This is a genomic window from Stenotrophomonas ginsengisoli, from assembly GCF_001431485.1.
Taxonomy (GTDB): Bacteria; Pseudomonadota; Gammaproteobacteria; order Xanthomonadales; family Xanthomonadaceae; genus Stenotrophomonas; species Stenotrophomonas ginsengisoli.
Window position 1 is genome coordinate 90,290 of record NZ_LDJM01000018.1, and the last position, 14,689, is coordinate 104,978.

12 protein-coding genes and 1 pseudogene are annotated in these 14,689 nt (G+C 67.6%); 3 read left to right on the top strand and 10 right to left on the bottom strand.

Annotation, left to right across the window (positions count from 1 at the left end; all coding sequences use genetic code 11):
• Positions 1–8: 8 nt before the first annotated feature.
• The 4 genes from ABB30_RS07615 to ABB30_RS07630 all read right to left on the bottom strand — a co-directional run bounded on the left by ABB30_RS07615 (position 9) and on the right by ABB30_RS07630 (position 3,977).
• A complete protein-coding gene (locus ABB30_RS07615) occupies positions 9–542 on the bottom strand; it encodes a hypothetical protein (protein WP_152980630.1) in 534 nt (177 codons plus the stop codon).
• 262 nt (positions 543–804) lie between these two features.
• Complete coding sequence (locus ABB30_RS07620; protein ID WP_057637708.1) at positions 805–2,604, bottom strand: DUF885 domain-containing protein; 1,800 nt, start codon at positions 2,602–2,604, stop codon at positions 805–807.
• 77 nt (positions 2,605–2,681) lie between these two features.
• On the bottom strand, positions 2,682–2,975 hold the full coding sequence (locus ABB30_RS07625; RefSeq protein WP_057637709.1) for a hypothetical protein: 294 nt from the start codon (positions 2,973–2,975) through the stop codon (positions 2,682–2,684).
• Between the two features lie 72 nt (positions 2,976–3,047).
• Positions 3,048–3,977 (bottom strand): peptidylprolyl isomerase, encoded by a 930-nt coding sequence (locus ABB30_RS07630; RefSeq protein WP_057637710.1) that lies wholly within the window; start codon positions 3,975–3,977, stop codon positions 3,048–3,050.
• A 142-nt stretch (positions 3,978–4,119) separates the two neighbouring features.
• Here ABB30_RS07630 and ABB30_RS07635 point away from each other — a divergent pair, with 142 nt between their 5' ends.
• A complete protein-coding gene (locus ABB30_RS07635; protein WP_057637711.1) occupies positions 4,120–4,482 on the top strand; it encodes a PadR family transcriptional regulator in 363 nt (120 codons plus the stop codon).
• Position 4,483: 1 nt separating this feature from the next.
• Positions 4,484–5,482, top strand: coding sequence for a sensor domain-containing protein (locus ABB30_RS07640; RefSeq protein ID WP_057637712.1), 999 nt, complete (start codon positions 4,484–4,486; stop codon positions 5,480–5,482).
• Positions 5,483–5,552: 70 nt separating this feature from the next.
• On the opposite strand, the gene ABB30_RS07645 is transcribed toward ABB30_RS07640, so the two are convergent.
• Both ABB30_RS07645 and ABB30_RS07650 read right to left on the bottom strand, forming a co-directional pair.
• Positions 5,553–6,866 (bottom strand): polyhydroxyalkanoate depolymerase, encoded by a 1,314-nt coding sequence (locus ABB30_RS07645; protein WP_057637713.1) that lies wholly within the window; start codon positions 6,864–6,866, stop codon positions 5,553–5,555.
• A gap of 66 nt (positions 6,867–6,932) precedes the next feature.
• Positions 6,933–7,529: a class I SAM-dependent DNA methyltransferase gene (locus ABB30_RS07650; protein WP_057637714.1), complete on the bottom strand. Its 597-nt coding sequence runs from the start codon at positions 7,527–7,529 to the stop codon at positions 6,933–6,935.
• 64 nt (positions 7,530–7,593) lie between these two features.
• Here ABB30_RS07650 and ABB30_RS07655 point away from each other — a divergent pair, with 64 nt between their 5' ends.
• Positions 7,594–8,049 carry a CopD family protein gene (locus tag ABB30_RS07655; protein ID WP_057637715.1) on the top strand — a complete coding sequence of 152 codons (456 nt, stop codon included), beginning with the start codon at positions 7,594–7,596 and terminating at the stop codon, positions 8,047–8,049.
• Between the two features lie 81 nt (positions 8,050–8,130).
• Here ABB30_RS07655 and ABB30_RS07660 read toward each other — a convergent pair whose 3' ends face one another.
• The 4 genes and pseudogenes from ABB30_RS07660 to lpxB all read right to left on the bottom strand — a co-directional run.
• Complete coding sequence (locus ABB30_RS07660) at positions 8,131–9,090, bottom strand: acetyl-CoA carboxylase carboxyltransferase subunit alpha (protein ID WP_057637716.1); 960 nt, start codon at positions 9,088–9,090, stop codon at positions 8,131–8,133.
• A 78-nt stretch (positions 9,091–9,168) separates the two neighbouring features.
• Positions 9,169–12,762 (bottom strand): DNA polymerase III subunit alpha, encoded by a 3,594-nt coding sequence (gene dnaE / locus ABB30_RS07665; RefSeq protein ID WP_057637717.1) that lies wholly within the window; start codon positions 12,760–12,762, stop codon positions 9,169–9,171.
• A gap of 114 nt (positions 12,763–12,876) precedes the next feature.
• Positions 12,877–13,530 carry a ribonuclease HII gene (locus ABB30_RS07670; protein ID WP_057637718.1) on the bottom strand — a complete coding sequence of 218 codons (654 nt, stop codon included), beginning with the start codon at positions 13,528–13,530 and terminating at the stop codon, positions 12,877–12,879.
• Positions 13,530–14,684, bottom strand: a pseudogene (gene lpxB, locus ABB30_RS07675) (lipid-A-disaccharide synthase); the annotation flags it as partial. The gene ABB30_RS07670 and the pseudogene lpxB, both read right to left, overlap by 1 nt.
• Positions 14,685–14,689: the final 5 nt, after the last annotated feature.

Sequence of the window (14,689 nt, forward strand, 5' to 3'; positions counted from 1 at the left end):
GTGTGTCCTCAGTCGCTCAGTGAAAAGGTGTGCCCCACCGCAATCCAGCCGCTGTGGCAGGGCCCGGCATAGGCTTGCCCGGCCACTGTCTGGGCAACGGTGAGGGCGCATTGCCAGGACAACGCGCAGTGCGCGTCGTCGGCGGGGCAGTCTTCGATGGCGGGCAGGCCGTGCTCGTGGACGATGCCCAGCCACATCTGGTCGGTGCTGACCGTGCAGCCGAACACGGTCCAGTCCTGCGGCAGGTGGGCAAGCACGGCGGCGCCTGCATCCGGTGCGGCACGCACGTCCAGCCCCTGCGGGTGGGCGACGGTCTGGCTGTAGTGGCAGCGCACAGCGCCAGACGGGTTGTCCAGGGTGACGGGTTGACGCAGTGGGCCTGGCGCGCTGGAGGGCGCTGCTGCTGCAGTCCTGGTGTTGCTGGCCTGGGCCAGAAACGGTGATGCGGCGGTACTGGCATGGCTGCCGGCCACAGGATTGCAGCCGGAGAGCAGGCTCAGGCCCAGGGCCATGGCACAGGTTCTGGTCGACGTCAGCGACATGGCGGCATTCCTTGCAGCGCGTGGGCGGGTCTCAGCTCGCCACGGGGGCGAGAACCGCCGCAGACTAGCGGGCCGCTAGCGTGGCTGACGCTCCTCCGTTGGGGGGAGGGGGCGGGCCGCATGCTGGTGGTGCCGGCACCGGGACTGCCCGGCGCAATGGATCCAGCCCAGTATTCCAGGCAAAAAAATGCCCCGGCCGGTCTGGCCAGGGCAGTGCGGCGTCCGCTGCCCGCTGCGCGATCCGGCAGCGGGCGGTGCAGGCTTACTGGATCGGCTGCTCCAGCAGCAGCTGACGGGCATAGCGCACCGGCGGGGCACCGAAGGAGAGCATGCGGTCGTGGTAGGTCTTCAGGTTGAAGTCCTTGCCCCAGGCCGCTTCGGCCGCGGCGCGGGTATCAAAGTGCTCCTGCGCGCCGACAAAATAGGTCGGCAGCTGGGCACTGGTGAGCTGGGCACGGATCCACTTGCCCGAGGCTTCGCTTTCCTGCTGGAAGCTGTCGCGCACCATCAGCTGCATGGCGCGCTCGCGGTCCCAGCCTTCCACATGCACGCCCTGGTCCAGGATCGCGTTGGCGATGGTGCGCAGGTAGAACTTCAGCTGCACCAGCTGGAACAGCGGGTCGCTGTCCATGTAGCCAGCCTGCTGCATCATGCGCTCGGTGTACACCGCCCAGCCTTCGGCAAACAGGCCCGAACGCAGCACCGCGCGCAGGGTGGAGGGGTGCTTGGCCGAGTGCCAGCCTTCCAGGTAATGGCCCGGGGTGCCTTCGTGGATGGACAGCAGGTGGATCATCCGGCTGTTGTACTCACGCAGGAACGAATCGACCTGGCCTTCGTTCCAGTCCTCGGGAATCGGGCTGACCGCGTAGAAGGTCTTCAGGTGCTTGTCCAGCGGGCCGGGCGAGTCGCAATAGGCCACGGCCACGCCGCGCTGGAACTCGGGCATCAGGATGATCTCCACCGGCGCATCGGGCAGGGTCATCAGGTCGTGCTCGGCCACGAAGGCGGTGGCCACATCCAGCGCGGCCTTGGCATCGGGCACCACCGCATCCCGGGCCGGCTTCTGCGCGTAGGCCAGTTCCAGTGCGGCCTCGATGGCGGCCTGCTGCTGCTGGGCGGTGGGGTTGTCCGGGGTGGCCGGGGCGGCGTCGCGGCCGGCCAGCACGCGCTGGGCAATGCCGTACATCTGCGCGCGCACGCGGTCCAGCTCGGCCTGGGCACGCTGGCCGATCTGCGCCCGGCTCAGTTCCGAATTCAGGGCAAAGCGCAGCTTGGCGTCATACATGTCCGCGCCGATGCGGAAGTCGCCGGCGGCCTTGGGCACCAGCTCGTTGTCCAGCCACTGCTGGTGCTCGTTGACCGCGCTTTCCAGGCCGGTGATGGCCGCCTGCAGGCGCTCGCGGTGGGCACCGCTGAGCTGGTCCAGGTTGGGGGTGATGAAGGTGGCCACCAGGCTGAGCAGGCCGCGGTTCTGCTTGGCCACGGTCTCGGCGTGGATCTTCGGCACCCGCGCCGGGTCCAGGTTGGCGCGGGCGGCGGCGAAGATCTGCGGGATCTGCTCCATGCGCTCGGTGGCCGAGCGCAGGCGGTCGGGCAGGGGGGCGAACTCGCGCGCCATCAGGCCATAGATCGCACTGCCGGCCAGGCCGGAATAGAACTGCGGGTCCCACTGCCAGTCGGCCAGGGTGTTGACCCGGAACAGGTCACCTTCCAGCTGGTTGCGCAGGATCGCCGCATCGACCTGGTTTTCCCGGCTCAGCGATGCGGCATCGATGGCGTTGAGGGCATCGAGCAGGGCCTGGGTCTGCTCGGCGCCGGCCTTGATCCCGGCGGCGCTGACATCGTCGATGCGGTTGTCGTAGCGGTGTTCGCCGATCTGGGTGGCGGCCACCGGCGACAGTGCCATCCACTGCTGCAGGGTCTTGTCGGCCAGCGCGGCAAACTGTGCATCGGCCTGCGATTGGACCTGTGCCGTGGTGGCGGCGTCCGTGTCCGGCGCGGTGCTGGGCTGGCAACCGGCCAGGGCGAGGATCAGAGCGGAACTGAGCAGTGTGGTACGCATCGGACAGCACTCGAAAAATGCAACGAAGCGTCGAGCATGGCAGGGACGGCGGGCGCCGACCCCTGCCATCGGTTGGGTCAGGGCATATCCTCCAATTCCACCAGCAGGTCACGCTGGAAGGCCAGCTCCTGCACCAGCTGCCTGGCTCGGGCGGCACTGGCGGGGTTGCTCGCCTGCACCTCCAGGACATGGCTGCCCGGGCTCTGGGTCAGGTCTGAGAGGCCGGCCGAGCTGGAATCCGGGTCATCCATCTGTGGCATCAGGTCATTGATATGTTCCACATGCTCGATACCTTCCACGCTGGTCAGCAGATTGGCGACCAGACGCGCATCGTCGTCGCTGCCGGTGATGCGCAGGTTGAGTCCGGCCATGAGGCGTCTCCTGTCAGATGGGGGAGCCCACATCCTCACCGATCCGCATGCAAGGTTGGGTGAGCTGCCTTGTCAGCTCTTCAAGCGCACCGGCAACGGCACGTTGCACAGGTCAATATGCCCGGCCGGGCGTACGTAGAAGGCATCGCGACGGTTGCGGCGGGCCTCGGTGGCGGCAGCAAAACTGGCCGAATCGGTGCGCAGCAGCTGCAGCGGCAGGCGTTCGTCAGCCGGCACATCACTGCCCAGACGCACCTTGAGGATCGGCGTGTCCTGGCCGCGGTCTTCGTAGAAGCCCATCGGCTCGGGCCCACGCGGCAGCGCGGAGAGCCGTTCGATGCCATGGATCACCCGACCCACCGAACTCATGTTGCGGTCCAGGTTGCGCGGGGCCTGGCCGGTGACCACGTACAGCTCGGCGGCCTGGCTGGAATCGGGTGCGTTGTTGCGGCCGGCGCCGAGCATGCCGTAGCAGTGCGCCATCCAGATGGTTGCGCTGCGGTTGTCACGGGCGGCGGCAAAGCCATCGACAAAACCGGCTGCATCGCTCCAGCCATCGGCATCGGGCAGGGCGGAAAACTGCACGCTGGCCGAGGGCACTTCAAATTCGGCCGGCAGGGCCACATCGGCCGCGCCCAGCGGTTTGCGCTTGTCGGCATCCTCGCCGTGGATGTCGCCGAACTGGGCCACGAAGTTGTCCTGCACCCGGTACACGCTGGTGTTGTCCCAGAAGCCCTGACGGGCCAGCTGGCGGATGTTGGCCACATGGCGCGGGGCGAACTGCGGCGCCAGCTCGAACACCACCAGGCCAGTGGGCAGGGTCATGTAGAGCAGGTTGTCCGGGTCCGGGGTGCGCCAGTCGCTGTCCGGGGCGGCAGCGATGATCTCGGCCGCGCTGCGCGCAGCGGGTTGCTCCTCATTGGCAGAGGCGGCGAGCGGATGTGCCAGCAGCAGGGCAGCAGCCAGGGACAGGATGGACAGACGCGGACGGGTGGTGGACATGGCAGGCCTGACGCTGAACAAGGGGCTTGATTGTGCGTCATTGCCGGCACCTGCGGTGGAGGTGGTGACCATGACTACTGGCACGTTGGCTATAGCGAAGTTCGCACTAGTATCCACTTCAACCTAGTGGTGGAGTGCAGTCATGGCCGATATCGAAGGCCTGCAACGCAAGTTTGAAAAGGAGCTGGCCAGCGGCACCGTGTCGTTGGTGCTGCTGGCGGTGATGGGCCGGGCCACCGAACCCCTGTACGGCTACCAGATTGCCAAGGCGCTGGAGCAGCAGGGCGGGGGAGTGCTGGCCGGCAAGCAGAGCGCGCTGTACCCGGTGCTGCGCAACCTGGAGGCGGCCGGCCTGCTGGACAGCCATGTCGAGCCATCGGTGGCCGGGCCACCGCGGCGCTACTACCGCATCAATGACGACGGCCGCCAGGTGCTGGCGCAGTGGACGGCGGCGTGGAACACCACCCGCGACAGCGTGCAAACCCTTCTGCAAGGAGTGAATTGAGATGAGCCAGCCTGCCCACAACCCGCAACCGCTGCCGCGCAGTGTCGAGCAGTACCTGGCCCAGCTGCGCCAGGCCCTGGCCGGTGCCGATCCGGCGTTGATCCAGGATGCGTTGTATGACGCCGAGGAGTACCTGCGCAGCGAGCTGGCCGAACAGGCCGGCCGCGACGAAGCGCAGGTGGTCGCCGAAGTCGCCGGCAGCTATGGTGCGCCGGACGAGGTGGCCCAGATCTACCTGCAGACCGAGGTCACGGTGAACCGTGCGCTGCGCCTGCCGGCCCTGGTCAATCCCTATCAGCCGCCCACGCCGGTCAGTGTGCTGGCCGAGGGCCACGACGCCGCCAGTGGCGCTGCCCCGGCGGCAACCCCGGCCAAGCGGCAGCCAGGGTGGCTGCGCCGCGTCTTCGGCGTCTACACCGATCCGACCACCTATGGCGCGCTGTTTTACCTGCTGCTGTCCCTGCTGACCGGCGTGTTCTATTTCACCTGGGCGGTGGTCGGGGCCAGCCTGTCGTTGTCGATGCTGATCCTGATCATCGGGGTGCCGCTGTTGGTGCTGTTCCTGGGCTCGATCCGCGCGCTGGCCTTCATCGAGGGGCGTGCGGTGGAAACCCTGCTCGGGGTGCGCATGCCGCGCCGGCCCAACTGGCAGGACCCCAGCACCCCGTGGCTGAAGCGCATCGGCGCGATGTTCACCGACCCGCGGACCTGGGCAACGCTGGCCTATTTCCTGCTGATGCTGCCGCTGGGCATTGCCTACTTCAGCGTGGCGGTGGTCGGCCTGAGCCTGTCGCTGAGCACCCTGGCCGCACCGCTGCTGGGCCTGCTCGGCAACGGCGGGGTGTACATCGGTGGCATGGACCTGATCGAGCACCCATGGACCTGGCCGTTGTTGATGCTGGCCGGTGCCGTGATGCTGACCGCCACCCTGCATCTGGCCCGCCTGCTCGGCCGTGGCCATGGCCATCTGGCCAAGCACCTGCTGGTGCATCACCGCTGAGGGGTGATGCAAAGCAAAAGGCCGCTGCACGGGCAGCGGCCTTTTGTGTGTCTGGCGGGTTGGCCGGGGCTCAGCCGGCCTTGCGCGGGCGCAGGGCGGTGACGCTGGCACTGGCCCGGCGCTTGCGCGGGGCGATCTGGTCGGCATGGTGGGCGGCGATGAAGTCGCGCACCTGCGGATAGACCTGGTCGCGCCAGCGGCGCCCGGAGAAAATGCCGTAGTGGCCGGCATCGTCCACCACGATGTGCTGACGGCGGCCGGCCGGCACCCCGGTGCACAGGTCATGCACCGCTTCGGTCTGGCCCAGGCCGGCGATGTCATCCAGCTCGCCTTCGATGCTCAGCAGGGCGGTGCTGGTGATCGCCGCCGGGTCCACCCGCTGGCCATCGACGAACCACTGCCCACGCGGAAGCAGGAATTGCTGGAATACCACCTTGATGGTGTCCAGGTAGTACTCGGCCGGCATGTCCAGCACCGCGTTGTACTCGTCATAGAACGAGCGATGGGCCGCGGCATCGTCCAGGTCGCCCTGCACCAGCGAGGTGTAGAAATCCCAGTGCGACATCAGGTGGCGGCTGGGGTTCATGGCCAGGAAGCCGGCGTGCTGCAGGAAGCCCGGGTAGACCTGGCGGCCGGCACCGGGGTAATTGCCGGGCACCGGGTGGATCAGGTTGGTCTGGAACCAGGACAGCGGATTGCGCGTGGCCAGGTTGTTGACCGCGGTCGGGCTGCGCCGCGCGTCGATCGGCCCGCCCATCATCACCAGCGAGCGCGGGGTGGTTTCACCGGCGCTGGCCATCAGCGACACAGCCGCCAGTACCGGCACGGTGGGCTGGCAGACGCTGACCACGTGCAGGTCGGCGGCGCCCAGGTGGGTGATGAAGCGGCGCACGTAGGCGATGTAGTCATCCAGGCCGAAACGGCCTTCGCCCTGCGCCACCATGCGCGCATCGACCCAGTCGGTCACATACACGCGGTGGTCGCGCAGCAGGGTGCGCACGGTGTCGCGCAGCAAGGTGGCATGGTGGCCGGACAGCGGCGCCACCACCAGCACCACCGGCTGCTGCTTGAACGCGGCCACCTGGGCGGCATCGTTGCTGTGACGCTTGAAGTTGATCAGCCGGCAGAACGGCAGCGACAGCTCCTCGCGCTCTGCCACCGGCACCGGCTGGCCGTCGATGAGCACTTCATGCAGGTCCCAGGCCGGCTTCTGGTAGTCCTTGCCGATGCGGTGGAACAGCTCGTTCATCGCCGCCATGCGGTCGGCGCCGGGCATGGCCGACCACCAGTGGCCGGAATTGGCGAAGAACGCCGCATTGGCCTGTGCCTGATGGACCCAGGGGGCCAACAGGTTGCGGGTAATTTCGTGCCACTGGTAGAGCATGCCGGGTATGTCTGTACTTATTGTTGCCGTGCAGCATAACACCGGAACCTGAGCGCCGTCTGTCCGTCAGCGTACGGGGGTCTCCAGGGCGCTGGTCTGCCCGGCCCACTGCGGGCCCAGCCACAGGTGGCTGCCCAGTGGCTGGAAACCGACGGCGCGGAAATTGCGCCGGTACCAGGCCGCATCGCGGGCCTGGAAGCCTTCCTGGTCGCCTTCAAAGGCATCGGCCGCGGTGAAGGTCTCCAGCCAGGCCACGCCGCCGCACATCTCGGCCAGGCCGGGCAGACCGGCGCGCAGCTCGCGGCTGGGCACGTAGTGCAGCACGTCCGAACAGATCACCAGGTCCACCGGCGCACACGGGCGCAGCCAGGCAAAGTCACCGAAGTTGGCCAGATGGATGTTGCGGCTGCGGCCATAGCGGCTCACCGCATAGGTGCTGGGGTCAAAGCCCAGATAGCTGGCCTTGGGCCGCAGCTTGCGCAGCGGCGCCCGCCAGGCACCCTCGCCACAGCCGATGTCCAGCACGCTGCGCACCTCACGCTGCAGGTAGTACTCGGCCGTGCTGACGGCCAGGGCCACCTTGCGGGCCAGCTGGCGGGGGTTGTCCAGGCCCGAATCGCGGTACCAGCGTTGGAAATAGGCCTGGTCGTACTGCTTGTCCATGTGCGTGTGTGCTGCCAATCGGTGAAAATGGACCCCATCCTACGCCAGCCACCGGAGTGCGCGCATGCAAGCCTATTTCTGGGTCAAGACCCTGCACATCGTGATGATGACCGCCTGGATGGCGGCCGTTTTCTACCTGCCGCGCATCCTGGTCAACCAGGCCGAGGCGGCGGGCGAGCCGGCAGTGCAGGCGCGTCTGGGCCTGATGGGAAAGCGCCTGTACCGCTTCGGCCATGTCATGTTCGGCCTGGCCTTCATCTTCGGCCTGGTGCTGTGGCTGGGTTACCACGTGATCCCGGATTTCCCGACCATGGTGGCCAGCGGCGCGGCCGGCTGGCTGCACGCCAAGCTGGGCCTGGTGGTGGCGCTGCTGGTGTATTACATCGTCAGCGGGCGCTGGGTGAAGCGGGCTGCCGCCGGCGGCGCACTGCCGTCCTCGCGCAGCCTGCGCTGGTTCAACGAACTGCCGCTGATCGCCTTCATCGGCGTGGTCTACCTGGTGCTGGCCAAGCCGTTCTGAGGCGTTCTGCCAGCAAACAAAAAGGCCGGCATTGCCGGCCTTTTTGCTGTGCGCATGCAGTGGGTCGCTATGCGCGATGACTCAGGCGGCTTCGTAGGCGCCGTAGCTGCGCAGGCGCGCATAGCGGCGCTCCAGCAGCTGTTCCAGCGGCAGCTGTTCCAGTGCTTCAAGCTCGTTGAGGATCACCGCCTTCAGGCGCTTGCCCATCTGCTTGGGGTTGCGGTGGGCGCCACCGGTGGGCTCACGCACCACCTTGTCCACCAGACCCAGGGCCTTCAGGCGCGGGGCGGTCAGGCCCAGCTGCTCGGCCGCATCCTTGGCCCGGCCGGCGTCCTTCCACAGGATCGAGGCGCAGCCTTCCGGGCTGATCACCGAGTAGGTGCCGTATTCCAGCATCAGGGTGCGGTCGCCCACGCCGATGGCCAGCGCGCCACCGGAGCCGCCTTCGCCGACCACGGTGCAGATCACCGGGATCTTCAGCTCGGCCATTTCCATAAGGTTGCGGGCGATCGCTTCGGACTGGCCGCGCTCTTCGGCACCAATGCCCGGGTAGGCGCCGGGGGTGTCGATGAAGGTCAGCAGCGGGATGTTGAAGCGTTCGGCCATCTTCATCAGGCGCAGGGCCTTGCGGTAGCCCTCCGGACGCGGCATGCCGAAGTTGCGCATGACCTTGCCCTTGGTGTCGCGTGCCTTCTGGTGGCCGATGATCATCACCGAGCGGCCGTTGATGCGGCCCAGGCCGCCGACGATGGCCTTGTCATCGGCATAGGCGCGGTCGCCGGCCAGCTCCTGGAACTCATCGCAGAACATCTTGATGTAGTCCAGGGTGTAGGGGCGCTGCGGGTGACGGGCCAGCTGGGATACCTGCCACGGGGTCAGGTCGCGGAAGATCAGCGCGGTGCGCTTGCGCAGCTTGTCGCGCAGGGCGTTGACTTCGGCTTCCACGTTTACCGCCGGGCCGGTTGAGGCGCTGCGCAGTTCCTGGATCTTGGCTTCCAGGTCGGCAATGGGCTGCTCGAAGTCGAGGTAGTTCGGATTCATCGGCAATCAACCGGTTCAAAAAAGGGAGTGTAGCTGATGGTGTGAAGACACCCCGTACGAGGGCGTGCGGTCACGCCCTCAGTGTTGCTGCCACGGTGGGCTGTAGCGCACCTGCAGCTTGAGGATGGCCGGATCGGCACGCAGCTGCTGCAGCAGGTCCGGAGACACCTTCAGTGCGCCGGCGCCGGAAAGGTCGAGCATGCCGGCCACCGGGCCGCTGGCCGCGTCCAGGATCAGGTCCAGGCGCAGTGGCGTACGGCCGGGGCGGGCGCTCTCGAGCAGGCTGGTCAGGCGCTGCCAGCTGCCGGCCTGGCGCAGGTCGGCGCGCAACTGCATGCGTGCGGCGTAGTCACGGCAGACCTGTTCGAAGTCCCAGCACTGGCGCAGGCGCAGGGCGTAGCCACCATTGAATTCGTCCTCGCGCAGGCCGCCCTTGACCACCAGCACGCGGTCCTTGACCAGCAGATGGCCGAACTCGGCGATGCCGTCGGAGAAGGTGCTGCATTCGACCTTGCCGCGGCCATCTTCCAAGGTGACGAAGACCTGGCTGTCACCCTTGCGCCGCACCCCGACCACCAGGCCGGCCAGCACCACCTGCGATTCGGCGCGCCAGGCGCGCTTTTCGCCATCGCGCGCGGGCCGGGCCGGGGCAATCATGCTTTCCAGCTGGCCCAGGTCGGCGGCCACCATGTCGCGCACGTCGGCCGCATGGGTATCAAAGGGATGGCCGGACAGGTAGAAGCCCAGGGTGTCGCGCTCGGCCTGCAGCAGCTGGCCCAACGGCCATTCGGCGCACTCGGGCAGGTCCAGCTGGGCCGCCGCGCTGACCGGGTCCGGTGCACCGAACAGCGAGACCTGGCCGGAGGCACGTTCGCGCGCCATCTGCTCGGTGGCCTTGAGCACCTCGGGCAGCTGCAGGGTCAGCGAGGCGCGGTTGCGGCCCAGGTCATCCAGCGCACCGGCATTGATCATCGCTTCCAGGGTGCGGCGGTTGAGCTTGGCCGAGGCGCAACGGGTACAGAAATCCAGCAGGGAAGCGTACTGGCCGCCCTGTTCGCGCTCGGCCACCACCGCTTCGCAGGCACCCTGGCCGACGCCCTTGATCGCGCCCAGGCCGTAACGGATGGTGCGTGCATCGCTGGCCTGGAACATGAAGGCCGAGGCATTGACCTTGGGCGGCAGCACGGTCAGGCCCAGATGCTCGACCTCGGCCAGGAAGCCGACCACCTTGTCGGTGTTGTCCATGTCCGAGGACAGGGTGGCGGCCATGAACTCGGCCGGGTAATGGCATTTGAGCCAGGCCGTCTGGTAGGAGACCAGGGCGTAGGCGGCCGCGTGCGACTTGTTGAAGCCGTAGCCGGCGAACTTTTCCATCAAGTCGAAGATTTCATCGGCCTTGGGCCCGTCCACACCGCCCTTGGCCGCACCCTCGCGGAAGATCTCGCGGTGCTTGGCCATTTCCGCCGGCACCTTCTTGCCCATCGCACGGCGCAACAGGTCGGCGCCGCCCAGCGAGTAGCCGCCGACGATCTGCGCCATCTGCATCACCTGCTCCTGGTACACCATGATGCCGTAGGTGTCCTTGAGGATGCCCTCGGTGCGCGGATCGGGGTAGATGATTTCCTCATCGCCGTGCTTGCGCGCGTTGAAAGAGGGGATCAGGTCCATCGGGCCGGGGCGGTACAGCGAGACCAGGGCGATCAGGTCTTCGAAACGGTCAGGGCGGGCGTCCTTGAGCAGGCGGCGCATGCCCGAGGATTCGAACTGGAACACCGCGCCGGTGTTGCCGTTGGCAAAGATGGTCTTGTAGGTGACCGCGTCATCCAGCGGAATCTGGCTGATGTCCACCGGCTCCAGACCCTCGCCGGCGCGGCGCTTGTTGATCGCCTTGACCGCCCAGTCGATGATGGTCAGCGTGCGCAGGCCGAGGAAGTCGAACTTCACCAAGCCCACTTCCTCCACGTCGTTCTTGTCGAACTGGGTGACCGGGTTCTTGCCGCGGCTGCCTTCGTCATGTTCGGCGTACAGCGGGCAGAACTCGTGCAGCGGTTCGGGCCCGATCACCACGCCACCGGCGTGCTTGCCGGCGTTGCGGGTCAGGTCTTCCAGCTGCAGGGCCAGGTCGATCAGGTCGCGGACATCGTCCTCGCTGTTGTAGCGGGCGATCAGGTCGGCGCTGGCCATTTCCGAGTCCACGCCCTCCTTGCCCTTGCCCAGTGCATCCTTCAGGCCGATGCCCAGGATGTTGGGGATCAGCTTGGAGACGCCATCGACCAGGCCATAGGGGAAGCCGAGCACACGGCCGGAGTCGCGCACCACCGCCTTGGCGGCCATGGTGCCGTAGGTGATGATCTGGCCGACCTTCTCGCGCCCGTACTTGCGCGCGACGTAGTCGATGACCTCTTCGCGGCGGTCCATGCAGAAGTCGATGTCGAAGTCGGGCATCGACACGCGCTCGGGGTTCAGAAAGCGCTCGAACAGCAGGTTGTAGGGCAGCGGGTCCAGATCGGTGATCTTCAGCGCCCAGGCCACCAGCGAGCCGGCACCCGAACCACGGCCCGGGCCGATCGGGATGTCCTGGTTCTTGCCCCACTGGATGAAGTCGGCAACGATCAGGAAGTAGCCGGGAAAGCCCATCTTGATGATGGTGTTGAGCTCGAATTCCAGGCGCTCGAAGTACTCCTCGCGGCTCTTGCCCGGGGCCAGCGGATTTTTCAGCAGGCGCTCTTCCAGGCCCTTGCGTGCCTCGGACTGGATCCAGCTGTCCAGGTTCTCGCCTTCCGGCACCGGGTAATCGGGCAGGAAGTAGGTGCCCAGGCGCATTTCCACGTTGCAGCGCTGGGCCAGCAATACGGTGTTTTCCAGCGCGTCGGGGATGTCGGCAAACAGCTCGCACATCGCCTCGGTGGACTTCAGGTACTGCTCGCGGCTGTACTCACGCGGGCGCTTGGGGTCATCGAGCACACGGCCGGAGGAAATGCAGGCACGCGCTTCGTGGGCCTCGAAGTCATCGGGGGAGAGGAAACGCACGTCATTGCTGGCCACCACCGGGATGCCACGCTCGGCCGAGGTGGCCAGGGCAAAGCCGATGAACGCTTCCTCGCCATCGCGGCCGGTGCGGACCAGCTCCAGGTGCAGGCGGTCGCCGAACACACCCTGCCAGTCGGCCAGGTGCTGCCCGGCCAGGTCGGTGCGCCCGCTCAGGGCCAGACGCCCGGCCAGTGACTGCCGGCCCATCAGGGCGAACAGGTCACCGTTGTGCTCGCGCAGCCAGTCCGGGTGCACGGCAATGCCGCCGTCATTGTGGTGGCCTTCCAGCCAGCCACGGCTGAGCAGGCGCGACAGGCTCAGGTAGCCATCGCGGTTGCGGCACAGCAGGGTGATGCGCCAGGGGGCCTGGCCTTCTTCGGTGACCATCACATCGGCACCGGCAATCGGCTTGATGCCCACGCCCTGGGCACCCTTGTAGAACTTGACCAAGGCGCACAGGTTGGACAGGTCGGTCACCGCCAGCGCCGGCATGCCCATCTCCACCGCACGCGACAGCAGGTTGGCCTGCTTGGCCTTTTTCGGATCGGCCTGGTCGGGTTTGGCCGGCACCCGGATGGTCGAGTCGACCATCGAATACTCGGTGTGGATGTGCAGGTGGACGAAGCGGTTGGTGTGGGTCATGCCGGTACGCGATGGGGTGGGCGGCGGTGGCCGCGGCACACGGTGAACGGTGTCCCGGCGCGCAGGCGCGGCACGGGAAGCAGGGTGTCTAGAGTAGCGCCAAAGCGCTGAGCATCAGCCGACTTCGGCGCGGGCGGCAGCGGCCACGCGCACCGGGGCAAAGCTGTGGCGGTGTTCCGGGCAAGGCCCGTGCGCGGCCAGGGCGGCCAGGTGGGCGGCGGTGCCATAACCCTTGTGGCGGTCAAAGCCGTAATGGGGCAGGCGCTGGTGCAGTTGGAGCATGTAGCGGTCGCGGGTCACCTTGGCCAGGATCGAGGCGGCGGCAATGGCCGCATCCTTGCCGTCGCCGCCGATCAGGAACTGCCCGGGCAGGCACAGCCCCGGCGGCACCTTGTTGCCGTCGATGCGGGCGCTGCGGGCCACATGGGCAACCCCGGCCACCGCCTCGCGCATGCCGTGGAAGGTGGCCTGCAGGATGTTGAGCCGGTCGATCTGCGCCGCGCTGACCAGTACGATGTGGAAGGCGGCCGCGCGCTCGATGATCTGTGGGTACAACGCATCGCGGCGGGCTTCGGAAAGCTGCTTGGAATCGTTCAGGCCCTCGATCGGACGGGCCGGGTCCAGCACCACCGCCGCCACGGCGACCGGGCCGGCCAGCGGGCCGCGGCCGGCCTCGTCCACGCCGGCCACCGGTGTGGGCAGGCCGTCATCGGCGGCGGCCTGGCCAAACAGCAACAGCGTCGCTGCGGCAGCATGACGACGACCCATCAGCGCTGGACCAGATCGAGCACGGCAGCGGCGGCACTGGCCGAGGCATCGCGGCGCAGCTGCTGGTGCAGGGCAAGGTAGTCAGCCTGCAGGGCCTGTACCCGCTCGGGGTGATCGAGCCAGCGCTGTACCGCCGCGGCCAGGGCCTCGGGGGTGCAGTCTTCCTGCATCAGCTCCGGCGCCAGGTCCTTGTCGGCCAGCACGTTGGGCAGGGCAAAACGCTTGACCTTGAGCAGGCCCAGGGCGCGCACAATGTTGGCGGTGAGCGGGGCCACCTTGTAACCGACCACCATCGGCCGCTTGACCAGCATGGTCTCCAGGGTGGCGGTGCCCGACGCCAGCATCACCACGTCGGCCGCTTCCATGCAGGCGCGGGCCTGGCCATCGAGCAGCTGCACGCGTGCGGCGGGCAGGGCGCTGGCATCAAGCATCGGCTGCAACTGGGCGCGGCAGGCCGGGTTGGCCGCAGGGATCACCACCTGCAGCTGCGGGTTGGCGGCCAGCAGTTGCGCGGCGGCGGCCAGGAAGGGCTGGCCCAGGCGCGCAATCTCGCCATGGCGGCTGCCCGGCAGCAGGGCCAGGACCGTGGCATCGGCGGCTAGGCCCAGCTCGGCGCGGGCCGGAGCCTGCGGGGTATCCAGGGCGATGGCATCGGCCATCGGGTGGCCGACAAAGCGCGCATCAATGCCGTGCTTGGCATAGATGGCCGGTTCCATCGGGAACAGGCACAGCACGCGGTCGGCGCTGGCACCGATCTTCTGTGCGCGCTTCTCGCGCCAGGCCCAGACCGAAGGGCTGACGTAGTGCACGCAGGTCACCCCGCGGGCCTTGAGCCAGGCTTCCACCGGCAGGTTGAAATCCGGCGCGTCGATGCCGATGAACACATCCGGCTGCCAGTCCAGCACGCGCTGGCGGAACGCCTTGCGCAGGGAAAGCAGGCGCGGCAGGTGACGCAGCACTTCGGCCAGGCCCATCACCGCCAGTTCGGAGGCGTCATACCAGGTCCGGCAGCCTGCCTGTTGCATCGCCGGGCCACCGATGCCGGCAAATTCGGCCTCTGGATGGGCGGCGCGCAGGGCCTGGATCAAACCGGCACCCAGGCCGTCGCCGGAGGTTTCCCCGGCAACCAGGGCGATGCGCAACGGTCGTGCTTGTGGCT